This is a genomic window from Mesorhizobium sanjuanii (assembly GCF_002529485.1).
GTDB lineage: Bacteria > Pseudomonadota > Alphaproteobacteria > Rhizobiales > Rhizobiaceae > Mesorhizobium > Mesorhizobium sanjuanii.
On the sequence record NZ_NWQG01000078.1, the window covers coordinates 1 to 23,348 of the forward strand.

Here is a 23,348-nt window from a genome sequence, read left to right on the forward strand (position 1 = left end):
TCCGCATGTTCCATAAAAATTTTACGCGCGTCAATATTTAAAATGCTTTATAGCGGCTTTCGAATGTGATCCGTTGGCGTTTCAGCGGTTCAAACAGGCTATATCGCGTTGGGAGGTGAGACCGAAATGCAGCCAAAATCAAAGGCAAAGCTCGGCATTGGCGTTGTCGGATGCGGCAACATCTCGATGACCTATTTGCGCAATGCGGCTTTGTTCGGCGAGGTGGAACTGCGCGCCTGCGCCGATATATCGCCCGACATGGCGGCCCTTCGCGCCAGTGAGTACGGCATCCGGGCTCTCAGCGTCGACGCGCTTCTGGCCGATCCGGAGATCGACCTTGTCCTCAACCTGACCATCCCGGCGGCGCATTTCGACATTTCGTTTTCGGCACTTTCGGCGGGCAAGCATGTCTTCACCGAAAAGCCGCTGGCAACCTCGGCCGCCGATGGCAGGCGCCTCGTCACGGAGGCGGCAAAGCGCGGGCTGCTGCTTGGTTCGGCTCCGGATACCTTCCTCGGCGCCGCCGGGCGGCGCGCACGCCGCCTGATGAATGAGGGCGCGATCGGTCGGCCGGTGACCGGCACCGCCTTCATGATGGGGCGCGGTATGGAGCACTGGCATCCCAATCCGCAATTCTACTACCAGCCCGGCGGCGGCCCGGTTTTCGACATGGGGCCTTACTACCTGACCATGCTCGTCAATCTGCTCGGGCCGGTCCAGCGCGTGATGGCGATGGCGACGCGCGGCCAGGAAGAGCGACTGATCACCGCCGAAGGCCCCTTCAAGAACAGCAGCTTCAAGGTCGGCACGCCGACCAACATCCTCTCGCTATTGGAATTCCATTCCGGCGCCACCGTCACCTTTGGCACCTCCTGGGATGTCTTCAAGCACTCCAACCACCCGATCGAGTTGCACGGGACGGAGGGCTCGCTGCGGCTGCCCGACCCCGATACGTTCGGCGGTACGGTCTCGCTATCGGAACGAGGCGCCGACTGGGCCGATTTCCACAGCGAAAGCGGGCTCTACGGCGCGCGCAACTGGCCGTTCGCCGCGCCGGACCGCGCCAACTACCGCATGCTCGGCGTTGCCGACCTTTCGCGGGCGCTGGCAACGGGCAGGAAGCCGCGCGCCTCCGGCGACCTCGCACTGCATGTGCTGGAGATCATGGAGGCGATCCTGGCTTCGGGCGAAAGCCGCGAATCGGTCGCCGTCAATGGAACGGTCGATCAACCGCCGCTGCTTGGCGAAGACGAGGCGGCAAGCCTGCTTGCCTGAGATCCGCCCCATGACGACATCGCCCTCCGTGCCTTTACTCGATCCTGAGGCTCGGCACGTGCTCGACCTCGGCCGGCAGGCCGCCGTCCGGCCATTCGAGGCCGGGACGCCCGAAGAGGCGCGCCGCGCCTATGAAGAGGGATTTCCCGCACTCCAGGGCGAGCGCGAGCCGGTCGCTTCGCTGAGCGAGCGGACCATCGCCGGGCCGGGCGGCCCGCTGACGCTCAGGATCTATCGCGGGCACGACGCGCCAGGAACAGATGCTCCCGCGCTGCTCTATCTGCATGGCGGCGGCTGGGTGATCGGCAACCTGGAGTCCCATGATGAGATCTGCCGCTGGTTCGCCAACATGGCGGCCTGCGTCGTCGTCTCGCCCGCCTACCGGCTGGCGCCGGAGCATAAATTCCCGGCCGCGGTCGAGGATTGCCGCGCCGTGCTCTCCTCCATGCAACAGGCGGCCGGCGACCTCGGCATCGACGCAAGGCGCGTTGCCGTCGCCGGCGATAGCGCAGGCGGCAATCTCGCTACGGTGCTCAGCCTGCTCGCACGTGACGACGGAATCAAAGTGACGACGCAACTGCTGTTCTATCCGAACACGGATGCCTCTCAGACGGCGGACAGTTATCGCCGCTTTGCCGACGGTTTTGGCCTCACCGCGGCCACCATGGCCTGGTTCCGGGATCACTACATAAGCAGGGCCAGCGACATCGACGACTGGCGCGTCTCGCCGCTGAAGGCGGCAAGCCTAGCCGGAGCGCCGCCGGCCTTCCTCGCAATCGCCGGTCACGATATCCTGGCCGACGAAGGCGAGGCTTATGCGAAACGTCTGCAAGATGACGGCGTAACGGTCGTGTTGCGGCGCTGGCCGGGACAGATCCATGGCTTCGTGTCGATGGGCCGCCATGGTCCGGCGGCGCGGCAAGCTGTCGGTGCCGCGGTCGCCGCATGGCGCGGCTTCGATCCGGCTTTTGGCAAGGCTCAGGCCGACTGACGCATCACCAGCGTCGCGTCGAGGTTGACCTTGGCGGTAACCGTCGCCTCATCCTCGTCCATCAGGGCCAGCAGCGTCTCGACGCTGCGCCCAGCCATGGCGGCGAAATCCTGCGCCATGGTGGTGAGGCCGGGACAAGTGTAGCGGCTCAGCGGATGATCGTCGTGGGCCGCGACACGCAGGTCGCAATCGCCCTTGCGACCGACCTTGAGGCCGCGCGCATACGCTGCCGCCATCACGCCGAAGGCCAGACGGTCGTTGTTGCACAGGATGGTCTTTCCCGGCAGGCCGCCGTTGTCGAGCATCTTTTCGGTTTGCTCGTAGCCGATCCGTTCGAAATCCCATGTGTAGTCGTCGGTGTTGCCGATGACGACAGGCTCATACCCGAGCCGCTGCATGGCGCCGACATAGCTGCTCAGCCGTTCCGGCGAGTTATGGTTGACGTGCGGGATATCGAAATAGACCGGGGCGTCGCCGGACCGGCACAGATAGTCGACGATGGTCGAGACACTCTGCGCGTTGTTGTTGCCGACGAAGGGCGTTCCGCCCTCAAGATAGGTGTCGAAATATACGACTGGTATGGCTTGTGTCAGTTTTTCCAGCGTGAGGCGGTCCGAGCGCAGGCCGAGCGGCGCGATGAGCGCGCCGGAAACTTTCAGCGACAGGATGGTTCGCGTCGCCTCCACTTCGAGGTCGCGCGAGCCGTGCGAGGAGATGACGATCGGCCAGTAGCCTTCGTCGCGCAGCCGAAGCTCGATGCGACTGACCATCTCCGAATAGAAGGGATCGGCGACCGTCGGCACCATGATGCCGATGCTGCGGGTGCGCTTGCGGTTGAGGTTGCGCGCGAACAGATTGGGCTGGTAGTCGGACGAGCGCAGCGCCTCTTCGATGCGCTTTCGCGTTGCCGGCTTGACGCTGGTCGGATCGTCGAAAAATTTCGACAGTGTCGGCCTGGAGACGCCGCAGGAACGGGCGAAATCCTCCATCGTCTTGTGCGTCATCGACATTCAAACCCTCGCGTCATGGACCTGGTTCCATGCGCTGCCCGGCTCTAGATACGGTCAGCCAGCGTGCAACTGCAAGGCGAAATTTTACAGACAAGTTCCCTAGTTTCAACGCGTATCAGTAAACTATTCCATGCGTAAATTTATTAATTGACGTGAAAAGCGCAAGCCGTATTCTCAGTTCGGAACCTTCTTCGTCCACTTGCGCAGCCGTGTGCTGACATAGGATCTGGGACCAAAGGGAAGCCGAGGCCGCCCGGCAGGTCGGACCGGATGATCTTCCTTCTGCTGTTGCACGAACTTCATCAGCCGGCAAAAGACGGGCGATTCCAGTTCTTGCAGGCGCTGAGCGAGAGCCTCCGGCAGCGGCTTCGATCGCCAGGCGAAATACGCCTCATAGGCATCCGGCGTATCGATCAGATGCCGCAGATACGCCGCCAGATCGGCGGGGCTGCTGAAATCCGCCGCGTTGATGTAGGAGCCTGCCGGCGCGAATTCGTCAACATTCGGGGCACCGAGATAGACGGGCACCGAACCGGCATTGAAGGCATCGAAGAGCTTTTCCGTGACATAGTCCGTCTCGCTGGAGTTCTCCAGAGCGAGGCAGAACTTGTAGCGCGCGACGGTGTCGATCTTAGTTTTCCTGCCGAGATCGGGCCCTTCTATCGTTCGGTTGCGAAAATGCCGGCCATAGGAATCGATTCTGATGTGGTGGGAAAGCTCCCGCACGAAATCAACGCGTCCGCTATGGTTCAAAATGGCCGATTGGAAGAGCACGGCCGGGGCCGCTTCCGTCTTGGCCGCGATCGGTGTTGCTCGAACCTCCTCCCACCAGGATGCGCGTGGCAGATAAGGCGCCCAGATATCGGAGCTGCGTTCATGCGTCACCGTGAAGTCGAAGTGCCGCATGATCTTCGGATCCGCAATCCGCTTGTAGTTTGACCGGCTTTCCATCGACCAGGCTACCCAAAACTGGCCTGGATATTTCCAGGCGTCGCCGATCTCGCGGAAATTTGGGATGTGGAAGACGACCGCCGCCGCCTCGGGAAGCCGACGCTTGTCCAGGGTCCACTGACCCGAAAGATCACAATGAATGGATGCGATGTCGACGGGCTTGCTGAAGAATGCCGTATAAAAAAGGATGAGAGGGTCTTTTGAAGGCGTAGAAAGCAAGGGGCACCTCAGCACGGTAAAGTCCTATACCTGCCTGCTCTGAAAGCAAATGCCTGCAATCAGGCCTCTGGCCGTGTCGATGGTACCGAGGCGTGGCAAAGATCCTTGGCCTCGGACTGGCCACCACGGTCGGCATCCTGAATGCCCTCTGGTACGAACTGCGCGCGGTTCGCGCGCAGCCCTCCGAACGAATTGAGCACCTGGAAGCGCCGTGAGACGCCGCAGCTGAACCTCTGTTATGAGAACGGTGTCCGTATCAGCTTGCCAGAGGAAAGCCATGCGCACGCCAGGCGCCGATACCGCCGCCCAAATGGGTGTCGTGCGATTGTCCACCAGCCTTGGCGATGGCAATTGCTTGCGATGAACGGCCGCCGGCCTGGCAATAAAACACAACGGGTTTGCCGGATGGGATGAGCTCCATCTTCTCACGAAGCCTGCCCAAAGGAATATGAATGGCCCCGGCTATATGCCCGGACGCCCACTCGGCGTTCTCCCTGACATCGACAAGCGTGACAGTATCGCCCATCTGACGCAGTTGCGTCGGCGTCAGCGTTTTGACCGACGACTGCGCTCCAAATCCAAACATTGCACTTCTCCTGTTTCTTCGGGATGCGGCATGCAGCGCATCGCCTTTGAGATTGTCGATGCAAGAGCTTCTCGTCAGGGGCAGAAAGCCGTGTGAAGCGCTTCCACGACCGTGAGCACTTCCGGTCGTGTGATGCGGTAGTAGACAGTCGTGCCATCGCGCCGCGACTCGACCAGGCCGTCAGCACGCAACCGCATCAGTTGCTGCGACATCGGCACTTGGTCGATGCCAAGCAACTCGCGCAGTTCCGCGACAGAGCGCTCATCCTTCCCCAACGCGCAAAGGACCAGGAGCCGTTGCGGATGGGACAGGCTCCTGAGCAGGTCCGCCGCCTTTCCCGAAGCCGGGATCATCTCTTTTACATTCATACTCTTGAATTTATAATCTTTGAATGTTAATTGCAAGCCCATCGGCAAGCCCGCAAGCGGCGCAGCCTTATCGTCGCGCTCCCCGGCTTGGGAATTGAGCCAGATCAACGCAAGGCTGCGGCCTTGCCGTCAGGTTACTCGAACAAGAAACACTGGGAGGAACCCTATGTCACATGTCGTCGTCCTCGGTGCCGGTCTTGGTGGAACCATCATGGCCTATGAGATGCGAGAGAAGCTGCGCCGCGAGGACAGCCTGACGGTCGTCAATCTCGGCACATCCTATTCCTTCGTGCCTTCCAATCCCTGGGTGGCCGTCGGCTGGCGCAAGCGCGACGACATCACCGTCGACCTCGCCGCAACTTTCAAGCGGCGCAACATCGCGCTCAAACCCGAGGGCGCCAAGAAAGTGCATCCGAAGGAAAACCGGATCGAGCTCAATGACGGTACGTTCGTCGAGTACGACTACCTGATCATCGCGACCGGGCCGGACCTCGCGTTCGACGAGGTGCCCGGCCTCGGACCTGCCGGATACACGCAGTCGATCTGCCACATCGACCATGCGACTGCCACGAAGGCGAGGGTCGATGAACTCGTTCTCAAGCCAGGCCCGGTCATCATCGGTGCCGTGCAGGGGGCATCCTGCTACGGACCCGCCTATGAATTCGCTTTCATCCTCGACACAGCGCTGCGCAGGGCCAAGGTGCGCGACCAGGTGCCGATGATCTTCGTGACGCCCGAGCCCTATATCGGTCATCTCGGCCTGGATGGCGTCGGTGACACCAAGGGCCTGCTTGAGAGTGCCATGCGCGATCGGCACATCAAATGGATCACGAACGCCAAGGTGTCGTCGGTCGACGCAGGAACCATGCATGTGGAGGAAGTAAACGAGGACGGTTCGGTGAAGGCCAGGCACGACCTGCCCTTCACCTTCTCGATGATGCTTCCGGCCTTCCGTGGCGTGGCGGCAGTGAAGGACATAGAGGGCCTGGTCAATCCGCGCGGCTTCGTCACGATCGACAAGCATCAGCGAAACCAGACTTATCCGAACATCTTTTCGATCGGTGTCTGCGTCGCCATTCCCCCAGTCGGCAAGACGCCGCTGCCGGTTGGTGTTCCAAAGACCGGCTTCATGATCGAATCCATGGTTACGGCGACGGCGGAAAACATCGGCGCACTGTTGCGCGGCGAGGAACCGCGGGCTGTCGCGACCTGGAACGCGGTCTGCCTGGCCGATTTCGGCGACGAGGGCATCGCCTTCGTGGCGCAGCCGCAGATCCCGCCACGCAACGTCAACTGGTCATCGCAGGGTAAGTGGGTGCACACGGCCAAAGTGGGGTTCGAGAAATACTTCCTGCACAAGGTCCGTCAGGGCAAGAGCGAGACCTTCTACGAGGGACTGGCACTCGACTTGCTCGGTATCAAGAAGCTCAAGGCCATTCACATGGAGCCGGCCGAATAGGCACGGCGCAGATTTCAGGAGACAAGATTATGACTATCGACAAGGCAGTTCTGATGTTCGCGGGGTTCATGGTGCTGATCTCCGTTGCGCTCGGCTATTACTATTCGCCCTACTGGTTCCTGCTGACCGTCTTTGCCGGGCTTAATATGGTCCAGGCTTCGCTTACCGGCTGGTGCCCGGCAGCTATTGTCTTCAAGAAAGTTGGCTGCAAGAGCGGCGTCGCCTTCAAGTAACACCCGACTTTCGAGGACTGGCGTCCCATACGGGAGGTGCCTTCGCGCCTCCCGTCCTTTCAATTCGTTTCCGAGAACGGCACAGTGCGATGAGATACGTACGATTCCTCCCGGCCAACGGGTTTCTGCTCGGCATCACGCTGCTCGTCAACGGCAGCGCGTTTGCGGGGGACTTCACAGTCAAGGCAGCCACCGTCATCGAGATGAAGGCCGTTTACGGTCAGGTCGAGAGCCGCACGATCGTGCCGGCACGCGCGCGCATTTCCGGTACCATCACCGAGGTGCGGGTGACGGAAGGCCAGGTCGTCAAGAAGGGTGACGTGGTCGCTACCGTAGTCGACGACAAAATAGCGCTGCAGCTTCGCGCAGCCGATGCCAAGATCGGCGCCCTCAATTCCCAGATGGAGAATGCCAAGATCGATCTGCAGCGCGCGCAGGACTTGCTGGCCAAAGGCGCCGCGACCCAGAGCCGGGTCGATGCAGCTCAGACCCAGTTCGACGTCATCACGAGCCAGCTGGCGGCAGCGATTGCCGAAAAGGCCGTTACCCAGCAGAGCGCCAAGGAAGGCGACACCTTGGCTCCGGCCGACGGCCGGGTGCTGACGGTTCCAGTGACGGCCGGCTCGGTGATCATGGCGGGTGAACCGGTCGCCCGGATCGCGTCGGGACAGTACTATCTGCGACTGTCACTGCCGGAGCGGCATGCGACGGAGATCACGGAGGGAGCTCAGGTCGATATCGCCGAACGCGGCATCGGCATGGAAAGCGGTTTCATCAAGGCCCGCCAAGGGCGCATCGCCAAGGTCTATCCGGAGATCGAGAACGGCCGCGTCATCGCCGATGTCGAGGTTGCCGACATCGGCAGCTTTTTCGTAAATGAGCGTACTTTGGTGTCGATCCCCGTCGCGAAGCGGACCATGCTCGGCGTGCCGCCGCAGGCGGTCAGCACGGTACATGGGATCGACTACGTCACAGTCAATGCGGCGGACGGACCACTCGGCGTGGCAGTCGTGCTCGGCGAGCGATACCAGGATGGCGGGCAGCCTCGGGTCGAGGTTCTGACCGGGCTCGCCGAAGGCGACAAGGTCGTCCTGCCATGAAACTTGGCATCGCCGGCGGACTCACCCGCTCGTTCATCGCTTCGCCGCTGACCCCGCTCTTCCTGTTAGCGGCGCTGGCGCTTGGGCTTGTCGCCCTTGTCACGCTGCCACGCGAAGAGGAGCCGCAGATTTCCGTGCCCATGGTGGACATTCATGTCGTGGCCAATGGGCTGAAGGCGGAGGATGCCGTCAAGCTCGTGACGGAGCCGCTGGAAACCATCATCAAGGGCATCGACGGTGTTGAGCACGTCTACTCGCAAACCGCGGACGACGGTGCGCTGGTGACTGCGCGCTTCAAGGTCGGCACCAGTTCCGACGCCGCCGTCTTGCGCGTTCATGACAAGGTGCGCGCCAATATGGACCGCATCCCGGTTGGCATACCCGAGCCACTGATCGTCGGGCGCGGCATCGACGACGTCGCGATTGTGGTGGTGACGTTGACGCCGACGCCCGAGGCGGCCAATCGCTATTCTTCGGCCGATCTGACGCGGCTGGCGCACGAACTGCAAGTCGAGGTCGCCAAACTGCCGGATATTGGCCTGACCTACATCGTCGGCGAACAGCCGGAAGCGATCCAGGTCGAGCCGGACCCGGAAAAACTCTCTCTTTACGGCATCACGCTGCAGCAGTTGACGGCCAAGATCGCCGGGGCCAATACGTCCTTCCAGATTGGCACGCTGCGCGACGAGGGCAAACAGCGCGTGGTTGTCGCCGGCCAGACCCTGCAGACGCTCGGCGATATCGGTAACCTGCTTCTGACCGCGCGGGATGGGCGGCCGGTTTATGTGCGTGACGTGGCTGGGATTGTGTTGGCGACGTCGCCGGCAGAGAACCTGGTCACCAACATTGTCAAGTCCGACAAGGGGCTTCAACGGGCGCCGGCCGTGTCGCTGGCGGTGGCCAAGCGTCCGGGCACCAATGCCGTTGTCATCGCGGACACGATCGTCAAGCGCCTTGACCAAGTGCGGGGCGAAATTTTCCCGAAGGACGTCGAGATGGTCGTGACGCGCGACTACGGCGAGACCGCGAACGAGAAGGCAAACGAGCTGCTCTTCCACCTCGGCCTCGCAACCATATCGATCGTCGTGCTCGTGGCGGTCGCCATCGGCTGGCGCGAGGCGCTGGTGGTGGCCGTTGTCATCCCGACGACGATCCTGCTCACGTTGTTTGCCTCACGAATCATGGGTTACACGCTGAACCGCGTCAGCCTGTTCGCGCTTATCTTCTCGATAGGCATCCTGGTCGACGATGCGATCGTGGTGATCGAGAACATTGCCCGGCATTGGGCCATGGATGATGGGCGGTCCCGCAAGCAGGCGGCGATCGACGCCGTAGCCGAGGTCGGCAATCCGACCATCGTGGCGACGCTCACCGTGGTCGCGGCGCTCCTGCCAATGCTGTTCGTGTCTGGTCTGATGGGCCCGTATATGAGCCCGATCCCGGCCAACGCCTCGGCGGCAATGCTGTTCTCCTTCTTCGTCGCGGTGACGCTGACGCCATGGCTGATGATGAAATTCGGCAAGAAGGGCCACGCCTCGGCGCATGCCCATGATGCCGGCAGCCGCGGTGGCGCGCTCGGTCGCGCCTATATCGCGGTCGCAAGGCCCATCTTGAAGTCGCGGCTTCGGTCGTGGACCTTCCTGCTTGTCGTCGGCGCCGCGACCATGGCTTCGATGGTGCTTATCTACACCAAGCACGTCACGGTGAAGCTCTTGCCGTTCGATAACAAGACCGAATTGCAGGTGGTTGCCGACTTGCCCAAAGGCTCCTCGGTCGAGGACACCAACCGGCTGTTGCAGGCTGTGGTGAATCGTCTCGCCGACGTGGCCGAGGTGGTCTCGTTCCAGAGCTATGCCGGTACGGCAACGCCTTTCAATTTCAACGGCCTGGTGCGCCATTACTATCTTCGCTCTGGACCCGAGCAGGGCGACGTCACGGTCAACCTGGTGGGGAAGGGAGAGCGCAGTCGTCCAAGCCATGCCATCGCCCTCGACATCCGCGAACGGCTGAAGGGCATTGCCATGCCGGAAGGCACCGTGCTCAAGGTAGTCGAGCCACCGCCTGGTCCGCCGGTGCTCGGGACCCTGCTGGCGGAGATCTATGGGCCTGACGCCGAGACGCGCCGCGCGGTGGCGGCAAAGGTGCGCGAGACGTTCTCCTCCATCCCGTTCATCGTTGACGTCGACGACAGCTTCCACAACCAGCCGCAGCGCGTGCGGCTGTCGATCGACCAGGACAACCTCGAATATTACAAGGTCGAGCAGTCCGACGTGTACGACACGCTGAACTACCTCTATGGCGGCACGACGGTCGGCTATTCCCACCGCGGCGGCGGCCGCCAACCGATCCCGATCCGCGTGGCGCTCTCGAAGAGCGCCGGCGTCGTCGACCAGCGCGCCCTTACGACGCCGGTCCCGGCGAACGCGCTGCCCGGCGCGCGCGACGTGGTGGAACTCGGTGACGTCGTGCGGGTGACGCGCGAGCCTGCATCCTATCCCATCTTCCGTCACAACGGCCGACCCGCCGAGATGGTGATGGGGGAACTCGCGGGCGCGTTCGAGGCGCCGGTTTATGGGATGCTCGCCGTCGACGATGCCATCGCCAAGGCCGATTGGGGTAACCTGCCGAAACCAACGATCGCACTGCACGGGCAACCGGACGACGAATCCAAACCTACACTTCTGTGGGACGGGGAGTGGGAAGTGACGTGGGTCACCTTCCGCGACATGGGCGCGGCCTTCATGGTGGCGATCCTGGGCATCTACATTCTCGTTGTGGCGCAGTTCGGTTCGTTCAGGCTGCCGCTGGTTATCCTGACGCCGATCCCGCTGACCCTGATCGGTATCATGCTCGGCCATTGGGCCTTCGACGCGCCGTTCTCAGCCACCTCGATGATCGGCTTCATCGCGCTCGCCGGCATCATCGTGCGCAACTCGATCCTGCTGGTGGATTTCATTCGCCATTCCAAGGGCGTCGACAGGCCGCTGGTCGACGTGTTGCTCGAGGCCGGCGCCATCCGCTTCAAGCCGATCCTACTCACTGCGATCGCAGCGATGATCGGGGCGGCAGTCATCCTGACCGACCCGATTTTCCAGGGGTTGGCGATTTCGCTGCTGTTCGGCCTTGCCTCGTCGACGCTGCTGACGGTGCTCGTCATTCCCGCTATCTACGTGGCGCTGCGCGGCGGCTCGAAGCAGGACACCGACAGCGATGCGCCGGCAGAGTTCAAAGCGGCCGACGAACCAGCCCCAACTCCCGCGTGAACCAAGCAAGGACATTACAGCTCATCAGGCCGAAACGGTCGCTGATGATTGTTGTCGTGGCCGTCGCTTCGATGCTGGGCGGGACGCTTCTGTGGCCGTTTGCCACCAGTCTTTTCCGCTTCGGACCGCTGCATCTCAACGATCTGGCAGTAGCGCTGACCGCGGATCTGCCGTGCTGGCATGCCTGGCGTTGCTGAAGCCATTCTGGCGGGAACGGCTGAAGGCCTAGCCCGCAAATTCAATAAGCCGGTCCACGACCGGTCGTCGGTTGGAAACAGTTGGTTGTCAACAAAGGTTGGAAACGTGAAGGATACTCCCGAACGAACCGTTTCGGTGTTGGCACAATGAACACTGACAATCCACCAGTTCGTGGAAGCCACTTGGGCCCGCTTGTGCTAGCCGCCGTCACGATCGTTGGGATTGTCGTCTGCGTGCTTCTGGCCGAGCCGTTTTTGGGGGCGATCACATGGGCGCTGGCCCTGGCAATCCTCTCTGCTCCTTTCCATGCCTGGATCGAGAGGAAGTTCAAGCATCCCAACCTTGCCGCGATGATTTCGGTCTTCGCCATAGTGCTCCTCGTTGTTGTCCCGGCGGCTTTGCTGGTAGGGCGCCTGGTTGAGGAAGCTGCTTCTGGAGCAGCCTCCGTCCGGGCCCGGGTGGCTGATGGAGAGCTCCAGCGGCTCCTGGACGCCCATCCCGGCATCGCACCTATTGGAAAGTGGATAAACCAACAGATCGATCTGCCCTCGATGATGGCTAACCTCGCAACATGGCTGAGCAACGCCGGTGCGACGTTCGTCAAGGGCTCTATGTTGCAGGTGGCAGAAGTCCTGCTGACCTTCTACATGCTGTTCTATTTCCTGCGTGACCGGAACGCAGTCGCGCGCCTGTTCCGCGACTGGATGCCGTTGGGCAGCGCAGACGCCGAGCGGCTGTTTCAGCGAGTGTTCAATACCGTCCATGCCACGGTATACGGGACGCTCGCCGTGGCAGCAGTTCAGGGATCTCTAGGCGGGCTGATGTTCTGGATCCTCGGCTTGCCGACTCCCCTCCTTTGGGGCGTGGTGATGAGCCTGCTTTCCGTCGTGCCGGTGTTGGGTTCGTTCGTCGTGTGGATACCGGCAGCAATCCTCCTCTTGCTTGATGGCGATTGGGGCAAGGCTCTTATCCTCGCGGCCTGGGGCGGCATCGTCGTAGGCGGGATCGACAACGTCCTTCGTCCGATGTTGGTCGGAAACCAGCTGAGGCTTCACACGATTCCCGCTTTCATATCGATGATAGGCGGGCTCGCCCTGTTCGGGGCTCCAGGATTCATACTGGGACCCTTGGCTGTCACGGTGACGATGCTGCTCGTCGAGATATGGGCTGCACGCGATAAAATCAGCGGCCGCAAGCGACCGGACTGACCTCTTGCCGAAATGTCCCGCGGACGACGGCACGGGGTAAACGCGCGGTCGGATCAGAGCGTTGGGCTTGCCCGCAGCTTACACTGCGGTGCCGACGAGCGCGCCGATGCCGGCGGTGAGCGCCATGGCGGAAGCGCCCCAGAAGGTGACGCGCAGCGTCGCGCGAAAGAGGTTGGCGCCGCCCGCGTGAGCGCCGATGCCGCCCAGCAAGGCGAGGAAAAGCAGGGACGCCTGCGAGACCGCCAGCACAAGCATGGAGGCCGGCGACACCAGCACCATGAGCAGCGGCATCGCCGCGCCCACGCTGAAGGTCACCGCCGAGGTCAGCGCCCGCCTGGATCGGCCGCGCCGTGGTCATTTCGGAGATGCCGAGTTCGTCATGGGCGTGCGCGGCCAGCGCGTCCCTGGCCATCAGCTGATCGGCGACCTGGCGCGCCAGGCCAACTTCCAGCCCGCGCTTGACGTAGATCTGCGCGAGTTCCTCGCGCTCGAACTCCGGCTGGATCCTGAGCTCCTCGCGTTCGCGGGTGAGGTCGGCATTCTCGGTGTCCGACTGGGACCGACCGAGACATATTCGCCGGCCGCCATCGACATGGCGCCAGCCACCAGCCCGGCTATGCCGGCAACCAGAACCTGCGAAGTCGGGGCGGCGGCCGACGCCACGCCGACGATCAGGCTAGCGGTCGAGACGATCCCGTCATTGGCCCCCAGCACGGCGGCGCGCAGCCAGCCGATGCGCGACACGAGATGGCTTTCGACATGCAGGCGGCTCATGCTTTTCTCCTGATCGTGCCTTCGAGTTTCGTGGCGGCCGCCACGGTGTTGGAAATCGTGCCGTACTTGCGCACGTTCTTGTGCAGCAACTCGAGCCGCTGGTCGGTTTCATCTGTGTCGACGACAAGTTCGTAGTCGATGGAGGCAATCCCTGGCGGGCTGTCGCGCCGAACCGCGTGCAGCGCGACCTTGACGCCGCGCAGCTTGAAACCGAGCATCGGCGTGACGCGCTCGATGCCCTTGATCATGCAGGCGGCGATGGCCGCCAGAAGCAGTTCGGCTGGATTGAAGGCATCGGACCGGCCTTCAAGGCAGGTGTCGAGAACAAGCGCAGCATTCTTGGTCGTGGCGACGCTGCCTCGCGCATCGGTCCGTCGGGCTTCAACGCTGTATTCGAACATGATGCACCTGTTCCCCCGACGCTTACGTGGTAGGCGACGTTTCGGCGTTTCTAACCTTTTTCGGGACCCCAGGTGTTGATCCAGGTCAGAACCCGATCGGCATCTCGATTGTGATTTCGCCGGAAGCATAGCGGCGATCCAGAATATCTAGCGAGGCCGCGTTTACTGGAGCTTGACCTTGCTCCCCTCGGCAAGGCTGGCAGGTGGATAGACGACGATCTCGCCAGAGCGCAGGCCCTGCGCGACGGCGGCAGTGCGAGCCGAGAGCCGCGCTACTTTGATCTCTCGCAGATGAACGCGACCTGCCTCGACAACGAAGACGCTCCAAGCGTCGCCGCGTCACGGCGGTCGTCGTGTTCAGCTCCGCATTGACCTTGGCGATTGCCGCCAGAACCAGCCTGCCGGTGTCGACGTCGAGCGCGCCGGTCGGCTCGTCGCAGAGCAAGATATCCGGCCGTTTCACGATTGTTCTCCACCGGACAGTTGTGAAGGAAAGTGACCGGCGCGGTGTGACAGTCCAACGAGCTCGAGCGCTTCGGCCGGTGTCATCGGATTGCTGGCGATTTGCGCGACCAGCCGCACGTTCTCCTCGACAGTGAGGCTCGGTATCAGGTTGTAGAATTGAAACACGAAGCCGACATGCTCGCGCCGGTATGTCGTGAGCTGCTCGTCGCTGGCTCCGGTCAGCTCGTGATCTCGCCACCTCGCCGTGCCTGACGTTGGAGCGTCCAACCCGCCGAGGATATTGAGCAGGGTCGATTTACCCGAACCGGAGGGACCAAGAAGTACGATGAATTCGCCTTGTCGGATATCGAGGTCGACATCCTTCAGCGCCACGACACGTGAATCGCCCGAGCCATAGACCTTGGTCAATCCCCGGGCCACGAACACCGGGGCCTGAGGCAGCATTGCTGAACTCTCCACGTCTCGTCCCTGGACTGGCATGCGGGCTCCGGTTTCGGCCCCCGCCGGAAGGTCTTACAGCCTGGGCGGCTTGATCACCTTGACTCTTATCAAGTTCGGGATGGTGGTGAGCAAACCGCAGCACCCTCCGACCAAAAGCCCGACATCCGGTTTTTCCAGTGTCAACGTTTGACCGAATGGGGAGACCGCGCCGTCACGCCGAAAATCGTGCCGGCCATCAACACCGCGCTGCCTCCGGACGCCGTTGTGGCCGCCGCGACGAGGCTGGCGGTTCGCGCCAATGGTCGAGTGCAATTGACTCAGGTCATGGCGGCGAAGACCTCCGCGTCGCAAGGAGCTTTCAGATTTCCGAGAAAGGACGACAGATGTCACTCGCCAACCTTCGGTGCTTCTGGGGCTTCTGGGGCCTTTTCACCCTTCTCTGGCTCGCGTTGAACCGCGACATCTTCTTCGTTCAGAACGTCTTTGCCCTGCGCCAGTCCATGATGCAGTTCAGCGGCGTGCTGGCGATTGCCGCCATGAGCGTGGCCATGATCCTGTCGCTGAGACCGCGCTGGCCAGAGATCAGATTGGGCGGCCTCGACAAGATGTACCGGCTGCACAAATGGCTGGGCATCGGGGCGCTCGGGCTCGCGGTACTTCATTGGCTCTGGTCCGAGGCCCCCAAATGGGCAATCGGCCTAGGGCTTCTCGGGCGCCCTGAGCGCGGGGCGCGCCCGGAAATCACCGATTCGATCCAGCAGTTCCTGCTCGGCTTCCGCGGCGCGGCGGAGGGATTGGGGCAATGGGCCTTCTACGGTATGGTCATCCTGTTGCTGGTCGCACTGATCAAGCTGATTCCGTACCATATCTTCCGCTACAGCCACCGGCTCATGCCCATTGCCTATCTCGTGCTGGTATTCCACGCTGTCATCCTGTTGGACTACGGCATGTGGATCACACCGCTCGGGCCAGTCCTGGCGGCCCTGATGATCGGCGGCAGCTATTCGGCGCTCGTCTCGCTTTTTGGGCGGATCGGCGTCGGGCGACGCGTGGCCGGCGAGATTGCCGAAATGCGCCACTACCCGGGCGTCCACTCGCTCGAGACGGTGGTGAAGCTGGGTCCCGGCTGGGCGGGCCACGAGGCCGGGCAGTTCGCCTTTGCCACTACCAACCCGTTCGAGGGGGCGCATCCCTATACCATCGCTTCGGCTTGGAATCCTTCCGATCCCAAGGTCACTTTCATTTCCAAGGAGCTTGGTGATCACACAACCGGCCTCGTGGACAGGCTCAAGGTGGGTCAGAAGGTGACGGTCGAAGGCCCATATGGTTGCTTTACCTTTGATGACGGCTTGCCGCGTCAAATTTGGATTGGCGCTGGTATCGGCATCACCCCCTTCGTTGCGCGCCTGAAGCAGATGGCCAGCCTTCAACCCAAGGGCGGACGTCCCGAGATCGACCTCTTCCACACCACGCGAGAAGTGGACGAGAGGGCACTGGAGCGCCTGGCCGGGGACGCCCGCGCCGCCAATGTCCGCCTGCACCTGCTGATCGACTCCTGTCACGGCACGCTCACCGGTGAACGCATCCGTGAGACAGTTCCCGACTGGCGCGAGGCAAGCGTTTGGTTCTGTGGCCCAAGCAGGTTCGGCACCGCGCTACAGGCAGACTTCGCCGCACATGGAATGCCGATTAAGGATCGATTCCACCGGGAGCTCTTCGAACTGCGTTGAAGCAGGGGACGGGAGCCGCGTAGCGGCATGGGCGCAGGCGCTCCTGGACTTCGGCGGCTTCGTCGTTCACATGAACGGTCTCGATTTGCCTGACACGACCAATCCGTCGGGGGACAAGCCAGTTCGTTACTTTCAAACCACTCGAAGCTTCGCGGTTTTGCGTCGGGTTATTCGTTGATCCGCATTGCGTTCCTGCCCGGCTTTGGCCAGTGCTTCCGTCACTTCTTCATCGGTAAGCTGGGGGAAGTTGCGGTAGTGGTAACCAAGGGCATGGAAACGCGCCGGTTGACTGAGGCATACGGTCCAATCCGCCTCCTGTGCGAGCTCGACCAACGTGTCGGGCGGCGCAACAGGGATTGCCACGACGATCTCGCGCGGCGACCGTCGCTTCAGCGCCCGGATCGCAACCTTCATGGTCGTGCCGGTCGCGACACCGTCGTCGACGATGATCGCCGTCTTTCCGGTGACCGATAGAGGTGGGCGCTTGCCGCGATAGGCGAGCCGGCGCCGTTCCAGTTCTGGGCGCTCCTTGGCGATCAAGACGCGAAGCTCGTCATCGTCGAGCGCATAGGCCTCGACGATGTCGCGGTTCAGCACAATGTCCGGGGGGGTGCCATCCACGATCGCCGCGACAGCCAGTTCAGGATTTCCCGGCGCACCAACTTTGCGCACGATAACCAGATCGAGTGGCGCCTTCAGGGCTTTGGCCACTTCCACGGCGACAGGGACACCACCTCGCGGCAAGGCGAGAACGACCGGCTGATGCAAGCCGAGTTTCTCCAACTCGATAGCAAGCTTTTGTCCGGCCTCCTGACGATCGCGAAACATCGGTCAATCCATCGGCCAGAGCTGACGAAGCGATTTCTTCATCGGAACATCATTCCAGGCCCGAAGCCGCCGGAGCGCCCCATGCCCATGCCCATCATCGGCAGGACGATGTCGTCGGCTACCTTCTTCTGCTCGTCGCTCAGCGTTGCGTATAGCTTTTCGACCGACGCCCTGATGGATTTCACCTGCTCAAGGCGCGCTTCGAGATGGGTCTGTTGGTAGGCCAGGCGCTCGGGCAGGGGCTTCTTCAGAAACTCACCGTCCTGGAATTCCTTCATCATGGCCTGCATCAGCGCGTTGTGCGCTTCGGCTGTACTGCGGATCACACCCGCAAGCTCGTCCCAGGAAGGAGTCTGCTCGTCGGTGATCTTCAGTTCCGTCTTGAGGAAAGCGAGGCGTCCGTCAATTCGATCGAGTATCTCGTCCGAGTCATAGCCACCCATGGGGCCGCCCCATTGACCCATCATCATGCGGCCCATGCCCCACCGAGGCGACCAATCGGAATCATTATCTTCCGCCCCGGCCACAACAGGCATTGCGACTACGCTCAGCATCAGCCCCGCTGCTAAAATATCGCGCATATTGGGCATTGATCGCCTCCTTCACAGCAAACTGCCTAAACCAAGGAAATCATACGGGGATGTTGGCGGCATTGACCTGTATCAACGAGACGGCATCGTCGTAGGTGCGGATTGCTCAGGGGGGGACATTCGTATCGGGAATGGTTCCAAAGCTACCGAGGTTCCGCGCACCTGAAGCACGCCTTTGGTGGAACTGACGCATACTGGCGGGATCAGGCGCGGGCGCTTTGAAAGAGATCGAACTGCGGCTACTCGATGCACCTGATTTTTGTCGCGATGCCTGTAAATCCGGCTATGCTATGTTGCAAACGTACAAACAGGGAAGCCGCTGCGGCTGCTATGTGACGAGTGGATAAGCGGATCGCCCAGTTAAATATCGAGCATTTTCGACAACGCTTGACCGAGGAACAGGATGAGGCCAAGCGGGGGATCCTGCTCGATCTGCTCGCGAAAGAGAAAGAAAAACTCAGACAAGCCGAGCAGGCTGATGAGGGAAAAAACAGGCAAAACAAATAGAAAAGCGCGCCAACGCCGCTAGAGCCGGATGATTTCCGGTCAAGTCGAGCTGAAATCTGAATCCGGCTCTAAATCAAAGAGATAGAGCATGATGTCGTCCGAAAACCGCTTCACACTTTTCGGCATCATGCTCTAGGACTCTTTATTGGCAGGTTCCCATATTCGCCAGTGGCTAGGTGAGATACCGACCCGCTCCTTCGTGGCTGACTTAATCCAGCCTGTCAGTACACGCTTGCAGGGAAAAACGAGCGCGTGAGGGCCGTCCCCGTCCATAACGGCCAATTCCAAATCCCGATCGAAAGGGGCGGTCGATATTGGTTGCCACATGGATTCATCTTTGGATGGAATGGCAAAGGCATCCTTGACGCAAGTCAAATCCGACGATTGGTTTTCGCCCTGTGTGCAGGGCACGGGAATGTGTTGCGGATGGCGATCGGCGGCCGAGTCTACCGCCGTTGGGCCGTTACGTGCTGCAGGGTCTGCCATCTCACGATCTCACTGGTGCGCAGGCCCGGCAAGTTGCTTATGCCTTCTGCTTGGGGGCGGAGAGACCCGGGAAGTCGGTCCCGATTGTGACGCTGATTGTCACCAAGATCGATATGACCATCTGCCCGTGCTTATGAGATCAATGGCGCAATACCTAAAATTGTGAAATCCGGTTTGATCCTTATGGGAATCCACCTAGTCGGATGCACAGGACAGGCGGTCGAAAGGGTTGCGGAGGTATTGCCGCTGTCGCCGAGGGTGAAACGGCCCGACGCGTCACGGCGAGATCAAGGGGTTGTCGATGGCGGCGACTGCGGCGGAAGTCGTTTTGCCTTCCGAACTCACAGAAATTGGCCGCCTGATGGTGCAGCGCTTCCCGCAGATTTCGGCTATCCAGCCCAGTGAGGCCGCGCCAGTGAAGTTGTTCAGGGCACGCCCAACGATCATCTCTGTACTCGACTATTCCTTGGGTTTTGGTCACACCGATCTCGTCAAGATCGGGGCCGATGATATCGCCGAAACCTTGGACAGAATGCGACACCATTGGCTTGTGGGCACTTCCGCCACCTCCTGACGATCGCGACCAATCGTCCAACCAGCTGACTATCCGAGCCGGCTTTGAGCCGGATCAATGAGCAGGGGCGCAAAGGATGCTTTTGTTGTCGTTGCGGGAGAGAAGTCCGATCAACAAACAGGAGACAGACCATGACGGATCTAACGTTGCGTCAGAACATACTCGATGAGTTGGAATTCGAACCGAGCATCGACGCTGCCCACATCGGCGTCGCCGTCGAAGACGGCATCGTCACACTGACCGGGCATGTTTCTTCCTATTGGGAAAAGACAACCGCCGAAAATGTGGTCAAGCGGGTCAAAGGCGTGAAGGGCCTCGCCGAGGAAATCGAAGTTCGGCTGGTTGGCTTGAAAGGAACCGCCGACGACGAGATCGCCAAGCGCGCGGTCGATGCGATCACCTGGAATGTCTCCATCCCGAGGGACAAGGTGCAGGTCAAGGTACAGGACGGATGGATCACGCTAACGGGGAAACTCGAATGGCAGTACCAGAAGAATGCCGCGGCCGAGGCCGTACGCGGCCTGGCGGGTGTCGTCGGCGTTGCCAACCAGATCGACATCATTCCACGAGCCTCGGTATCCGACATCAAGAAGCGCATCGAGAATGCCCTGAAGCGCGATGCCGAAACCGAAGCACAGTCGATCCGCGTCAACGTTCTGGATGGCAAGGTTACCCTTGAAGGCAAGGTCCGGGCGTGGTCAGAGCGCCAGGCAGCGGAACGTGCCGCCTGGTCGTCGCCGGGCGTCCGAACCGTGGACGATCGTATTTCCATAATCTGATGGCTCACGAGTTCGATGCGGCGACTTCATCGGTGGCCGCCGCGTCGCCAACGATGGCCAGAGACTGCATTGGATCTTGATCCGCACGTCAAAGGAGAGAACAACATGATTTTGACCAATGGTACCCTCGTCGCGGTAGCCGATGGGGACAAGCTGCGTCTGTTCCGCAACAAAGGTCACGAACCTCGGATCGACCTGGTCGAAATGCCCGAGCCGGAGCTGCACCTGGCGAACACTGGCTCGGGCGGCAGGCATCGCAGCTCCACCGCCAATCCTGACGACTCCCGCCTGCGGGAAGACGACTTGGCCGCGGCCGTGGCTGCCTATCTCAATCGCGAGGCACTGACGGACGCGTTCGAGCATGTCGTGGTGATCGCCGATCCGCGCACGCTGGGTGAACTGCGCAGGCACTTCCAGGCTCCGTTGAGAGCAAAGCTGATGGGCGAGCTGGCCAAGGATCTCGCGAAACATTCCGCCGAGGCCATTGCGGGTACATTAGCGGCGGCTTGAGTCTCCGTTCAGATCATCGACCAAACTGCTGATCTCGACGATCGTCGAGAGGCTTTTGCATGGCGACTTTGGGTGGCTTGGCCGTCACCAAGAGGGCGGGGTGGGTGGATGCCGGCGGCACCTAGAGCCGGATGATTTCAGGTCAAGTCGACCTGAAATCTGAATCCGGCTCTAAATCAAAGAGATAGCGCATGATGTCGTCCGAAAACCGCTTCGCACTTTTAGGCATCATGCTCTTGACCGGGATGCACGGTTCAAGTTGAACGCATCCCGCTTTAGAGAAGAGAGAAGTTGGAGCCGAGGAAGACGAGAAACTGACCGGTGATCAGGGGAATTCTCAACATAGGCCCCTCCTCGCCGCTGTCCTGAATCGGCGACCCCGCGACGTAAGGGTGCACCTTCAGGATGGTTTTCCAAATCGTGGGAAAATCTGCTCCCTTGTTCTTTTCGGCATTGCACGCATTGAGAAGCCTCGCGACGACGTCCGTCATTGAACCCGCATTAATTAAGCGCCTGATTTGAAATCATATGAATGAACACGGCAGGGATGGTTTTGATTTCGATCAAATTGACCGGCTCCTCACAACGGCACCCAATCCCTGCCTTCCTTTCGATAAAGGCGCTTTACGGCTGCCCAGGCGACACGGTGAGCTATTTCTTCACGGGTCTCGTCTCGGTCGGCATATTCGTTCCAAGCGCTGTTGAAGGCAGCGCGAAAGATTTCCCGAGCATCCAGGGGCAGATGCGCCCCGACAGATGGTGGAAGATCTTTCTCGGTCGCATAGGGCATTGCTATTCTCACTGGCAGCCAAGCCGACGCTCATGGCTGGGATGTGGCTGATGAACACACCATCGGAGGTGGCTCCGAGCGCCATGGCTATCTATCCAGAAGAATCCAAAACGCGGATAATTCTCAGCGCTGAGCCCGCCCTTACTGCAGGTCCACGAAACCCTCCGTACTAATTTCACAAAAAAGAGTACGCCGAGAGTTTCCCTAAGTCTTTGAAAATGTTGGTGATCCCGACAGGAATCGAACCTGTGACCTACAGATTAGGAATCTGCCGCTCTATCCTACTGAGCTACGGGACCACGCGGCCAGACACATAACCGCTTCGAGGCGGTTCGCCAAGAGGCGGACTGAACGCAATTGTGCAGCGCCCTGTGCCGACGCTGCTACGCCGCCAGCGCAGTCTCCGCGAGCTTCACCCAGTAACTCATGCCGTGCGGGATGACTTCGTCGTTGAAGTCGTAGGCCGGATGGTGAAGGCCAGCGGTCTCGCCATTGCCGATGAAGATGAAGGCGCCTGGCCGGGCTTCCAGCATATAGGAGAAATCCTCGCCGCCCATCACCGGCTGGATGGCCCGGTGCACCTGGGCGTCGCCAGCGACTCCTGCCGCGACATCACTGGCAAAGACCGTTTCTTCCGCATGGTTGAAGGTGACGGGATAGTTGGCGTTGTAATCGACCTCGATCGTCGCGCCGAAGGCCGTGGCCAGCCCATCGCAGATGGTGCGGATGCGCTCCTCGGACTTCTTGGCGATTTCCTTCTTCAGCGTGCGCACGGTGCCGGCGATCTCGGCGCTCTCGGGAATGACGTTATAGGCGTCGCCGGCGTGGAATTTCGTCACCGACACCACGACCGCCTCGACCGGATCGGTGCTGCGCGAGGCGATCGTCTGCAGCGCGCCGACCAGCTGGCTGGTGACGACAATCGGGTCGATCGTGCCGTGCGGCATCGCCGCATGGCCGCCTCGACCCTTGACGGTAATGGTGAATTCGGCGGTCGCCGCCATGATCGGGCCCGGCCTGATGGCGAACTGTCCGACCGGCAGGCCCGGCATGTTGTGCATGCCGAACACTTTGGAGATGTCGAAGCGGTCCATCATGCCGTCCTTGACCATCTCGTTGCCGCCGCCGCCGCCCTCTTCGGCGGGCTGGAAGATCACCGCGACGGAGCCGGTGAAATTACGGGTCTCGGCAAGATATTTGGCGGCGCCCAGCAGCATCGCGGTGTGGCCATCATGGCCGCAGGCGTGCATCCTGCCCGGAGTGGCCGAGGCGTAGGGTTTGCCGGTGATCTCGTTGATCGGCAATGCATCCATATCGGCGCGCAGCCCGATGGTCGCGCCGTCGCCCTGGCGGCCGCGGATGATGCCGACGACGCCGGTCTTGCCGAGCCCGGTCACCACTTCGTCACAGCCGAATGCCTTGAGCTTGTCGGTGACGAAAGCTGCGGTCTTGAAGACGTCGAAATTCAGCTCCGGCGTCTGGTGCAAATGGCGGCGCCAGCCGGCGACCTCGTCCTGCATTTCGGCGGCGCGGTTCAGGATTGGCATGACGGTTCCATCTTGGCTTGTTGGAGCAGGCAGGTTGCGCCTGCTGTTTTGCTATTATGCCTGTT

24 protein-coding genes, 1 tRNA gene and 2 pseudogenes are annotated in these 23,348 nt (G+C 61.2%); 14 read left to right on the plus strand and 13 right to left on the minus strand.

The genetic code is table 11. From position 1 onward, the window contains the following. The first annotated feature begins 126 nt into the window (after positions 1-126). Together CN311_RS13475 and CN311_RS13480 are read left to right on the plus strand one after the other, a co-directional pair. Positions 127-1,275 carry a Gfo/Idh/MocA family protein gene (locus tag CN311_RS13475; protein ID WP_097574205.1) on the plus strand — a complete coding sequence of 383 codons (1,149 nt, stop codon included), beginning with the start codon at positions 127-129 and terminating at the stop codon, positions 1,273-1,275. 10 nt (positions 1,276-1,285) lie between these two features. After that, the gene (locus CN311_RS13480) at positions 1,286-2,266 is read left to right on the plus strand and encodes an alpha/beta hydrolase (RefSeq protein WP_097574206.1); all 981 of its coding nucleotides are present in this window, start codon (positions 1,286-1,288) and stop codon (positions 2,264-2,266) included. Here the strand turns inward: CN311_RS13480 and CN311_RS13485 are convergent. Together CN311_RS13485 and CN311_RS13490 are read right to left on the minus strand one after the other, a co-directional pair. After that, positions 2,254-3,276, minus strand: a complete 1,023-nt coding sequence (locus tag CN311_RS13485) for a LacI family DNA-binding transcriptional regulator (RefSeq protein ID WP_097574207.1) — start codon at positions 3,274-3,276, stop codon at positions 2,254-2,256. The genes CN311_RS13480 and CN311_RS13485 overlap by 13 nt on opposite strands. A 174-nt stretch (positions 3,277-3,450) precedes the next feature. Then, complete coding sequence (locus CN311_RS13490) at positions 3,451-4,446, minus strand: glycosyltransferase family 10 domain-containing protein (RefSeq protein ID WP_097574208.1); 996 nt, start codon at positions 4,444-4,446, stop codon at positions 3,451-3,453. Positions 4,447-4,538: 92 nt separating this feature from the next. Here CN311_RS13490 and cydX point away from each other — a divergent pair, with 92 nt between their 5' ends. Next, a complete protein-coding gene (gene cydX / locus CN311_RS13495; RefSeq protein ID WP_115504250.1) occupies positions 4,539-4,661 on the plus strand; it encodes a cytochrome bd-I oxidase subunit CydX in 123 nt (40 codons plus the stop codon). 41 nt (positions 4,662-4,702) lie between these two features. Here the strand turns inward: cydX and CN311_RS13500 are convergent, their stop codons facing one another. Together CN311_RS13500 and CN311_RS13505 are read right to left on the minus strand one after the other, a co-directional pair. Then, the gene (locus CN311_RS13500; protein WP_097574210.1) at positions 4,703-5,032 is read right to left on the minus strand and encodes a rhodanese-like domain-containing protein; all 330 of its coding nucleotides are present in this window, start codon (positions 5,030-5,032) and stop codon (positions 4,703-4,705) included. Between the two features lie 74 nt (positions 5,033-5,106). Further along, positions 5,107-5,508: an ArsR/SmtB family transcription factor gene (locus tag CN311_RS13505; protein WP_245440824.1), complete on the minus strand. Its 402-nt coding sequence runs from the start codon at positions 5,506-5,508 to the stop codon at positions 5,107-5,109. Between the two features lie 58 nt (positions 5,509-5,566). Here CN311_RS13505 and CN311_RS13510 point away from each other — a divergent pair, with 58 nt between their 5' ends. From CN311_RS13510 to CN311_RS13530, 6 genes are all read left to right on the plus strand, one after another. After that, on the plus strand, positions 5,567-6,859 hold the full coding sequence (locus CN311_RS13510) for an NAD(P)/FAD-dependent oxidoreductase (RefSeq protein ID WP_097574211.1): 1,293 nt from the start codon (positions 5,567-5,569) through the stop codon (positions 6,857-6,859). Positions 6,860-6,888: 29 nt separating this feature from the next. Continuing rightward, positions 6,889-7,092 carry a YgaP family membrane protein gene (locus CN311_RS13515; RefSeq protein WP_097574212.1) on the plus strand — a complete coding sequence of 68 codons (204 nt, stop codon included), beginning with the start codon at positions 6,889-6,891 and terminating at the stop codon, positions 7,090-7,092. 89 nt (positions 7,093-7,181) lie between these two features. Next, positions 7,182-8,192, plus strand: coding sequence for an efflux RND transporter periplasmic adaptor subunit (locus tag CN311_RS13520; protein WP_097574213.1), 1,011 nt, complete (start codon positions 7,182-7,184; stop codon positions 8,190-8,192). After that, entirely contained in the window at positions 8,189-11,455 is a 3,267-nt protein-coding gene (locus CN311_RS13525) for an efflux RND transporter permease subunit (RefSeq protein ID WP_097574214.1), read from the plus strand. The genes CN311_RS13520 and CN311_RS13525 overlap by 4 nt, the downstream gene beginning before the upstream one ends. Before the next feature lie 44 nt (positions 11,456-11,499). After that, entirely contained in the window at positions 11,500-11,652 is a 153-nt protein-coding gene (locus CN311_RS32560; protein ID WP_165779694.1) for a hypothetical protein, read from the plus strand. A gap of 147 nt (positions 11,653-11,799) precedes the next feature. After that, positions 11,800-12,861 (plus strand): AI-2E family transporter, encoded by a 1,062-nt coding sequence (locus CN311_RS13530; RefSeq protein ID WP_097574215.1) that lies wholly within the window; start codon positions 11,800-11,802, stop codon positions 12,859-12,861. Between the two features lie 78 nt (positions 12,862-12,939). Here the strand turns inward: CN311_RS13530 and CN311_RS13535 are convergent. The 3 genes and pseudogenes from CN311_RS13535 to CN311_RS13545 all read right to left on the minus strand — a co-directional run. After that, positions 12,940-13,635 (minus strand): annotated as a pseudogene (locus CN311_RS13535) (VIT1/CCC1 transporter family protein). Then, positions 13,632-14,036, minus strand: coding sequence for an OsmC family protein (locus CN311_RS13540; protein WP_097574216.1), 405 nt, complete (start codon positions 14,034-14,036; stop codon positions 13,632-13,634). Before CN311_RS13540 ends, CN311_RS13535 begins: the two are co-directional and overlap by 4 nt. A gap of 340 nt (positions 14,037-14,376) precedes the next feature. After that, positions 14,377-14,945 (minus strand): annotated as a pseudogene (locus CN311_RS13545) (ABC transporter ATP-binding protein); the annotation flags it as partial. Positions 14,946-15,325: 380 nt separating this feature from the next. Between CN311_RS13545 and CN311_RS13550 the strand changes: the two are divergent. Beyond that, positions 15,326-16,672, plus strand: coding sequence for a ferredoxin reductase family protein (locus CN311_RS13550; protein WP_245440825.1), 1,347 nt, complete (start codon positions 15,326-15,328; stop codon positions 16,670-16,672). Positions 16,673-16,804: 132 nt separating this feature from the next. On the opposite strand, the gene CN311_RS13555 is transcribed toward CN311_RS13550, so the two are convergent. Together CN311_RS13555 and CN311_RS13560 are read right to left on the minus strand one after the other, a co-directional pair. Then, positions 16,805-17,500, minus strand: a complete 696-nt coding sequence (locus tag CN311_RS13555) for a phosphoribosyltransferase (RefSeq protein ID WP_097574217.1) — start codon at positions 17,498-17,500, stop codon at positions 16,805-16,807. A gap of 38 nt (positions 17,501-17,538) precedes the next feature. Then, positions 17,539-18,090, minus strand: coding sequence for a Spy/CpxP family protein refolding chaperone (locus CN311_RS13560; RefSeq protein ID WP_245440826.1), 552 nt, complete (start codon positions 18,088-18,090; stop codon positions 17,539-17,541). A gap of 339 nt (positions 18,091-18,429) precedes the next feature. Here CN311_RS13560 and CN311_RS32565 point away from each other — a divergent pair, with 339 nt between their 5' ends. The 4 genes from CN311_RS32565 to CN311_RS13580 all read left to right on the plus strand — a co-directional run bounded on the left by CN311_RS32565 (position 18,430) and on the right by CN311_RS13580 (position 20,946). Then, complete coding sequence (locus CN311_RS32565) at positions 18,430-18,597, plus strand: hypothetical protein (RefSeq protein WP_165779695.1); 168 nt, start codon at positions 18,430-18,432, stop codon at positions 18,595-18,597. Positions 18,598-19,384: 787 nt separating this feature from the next. Next, the gene (locus tag CN311_RS32955) at positions 19,385-19,657 is read left to right on the plus strand and encodes a hypothetical protein (RefSeq protein WP_208866489.1); all 273 of its coding nucleotides are present in this window, start codon (positions 19,385-19,387) and stop codon (positions 19,655-19,657) included. A gap of 131 nt (positions 19,658-19,788) precedes the next feature. After that, positions 19,789-20,436 carry a BON domain-containing protein gene (locus CN311_RS13575; protein WP_097574219.1) on the plus strand — a complete coding sequence of 216 codons (648 nt, stop codon included), beginning with the start codon at positions 19,789-19,791 and terminating at the stop codon, positions 20,434-20,436. Positions 20,437-20,541: 105 nt separating this feature from the next. Beyond that, positions 20,542-20,946 (plus strand): baeRF12 domain-containing protein, encoded by a 405-nt coding sequence (locus CN311_RS13580; RefSeq protein WP_097574220.1) that lies wholly within the window; start codon positions 20,542-20,544, stop codon positions 20,944-20,946. Between the two features lie 275 nt (positions 20,947-21,221). Here the strand turns inward: CN311_RS13580 and CN311_RS13585 are convergent, their stop codons facing one another. From CN311_RS13585 to CN311_RS13600, 4 genes are all read right to left on the minus strand, one after another. Continuing rightward, entirely contained in the window at positions 21,222-21,437 is a 216-nt protein-coding gene (locus CN311_RS13585; RefSeq protein ID WP_097574221.1) for a hypothetical protein, read from the minus strand. A gap of 89 nt (positions 21,438-21,526) precedes the next feature. Continuing rightward, positions 21,527-21,736, minus strand: a complete 210-nt coding sequence (locus CN311_RS13590; protein ID WP_097574222.1) for a ChaB family protein — start codon at positions 21,734-21,736, stop codon at positions 21,527-21,529. Positions 21,737-21,958: 222 nt separating this feature from the next. After that, positions 21,959-22,035: transfer RNA gene (locus CN311_RS13595), tRNA-Arg, on the minus strand. 84 nt (positions 22,036-22,119) lie between these two features. Then, the gene (locus CN311_RS13600; RefSeq protein WP_097574223.1) at positions 22,120-23,283 is read right to left on the minus strand and encodes a M20 aminoacylase family protein; all 1,164 of its coding nucleotides are present in this window, start codon (positions 23,281-23,283) and stop codon (positions 22,120-22,122) included. Positions 23,284-23,348 lie beyond the last annotated feature (65 nt).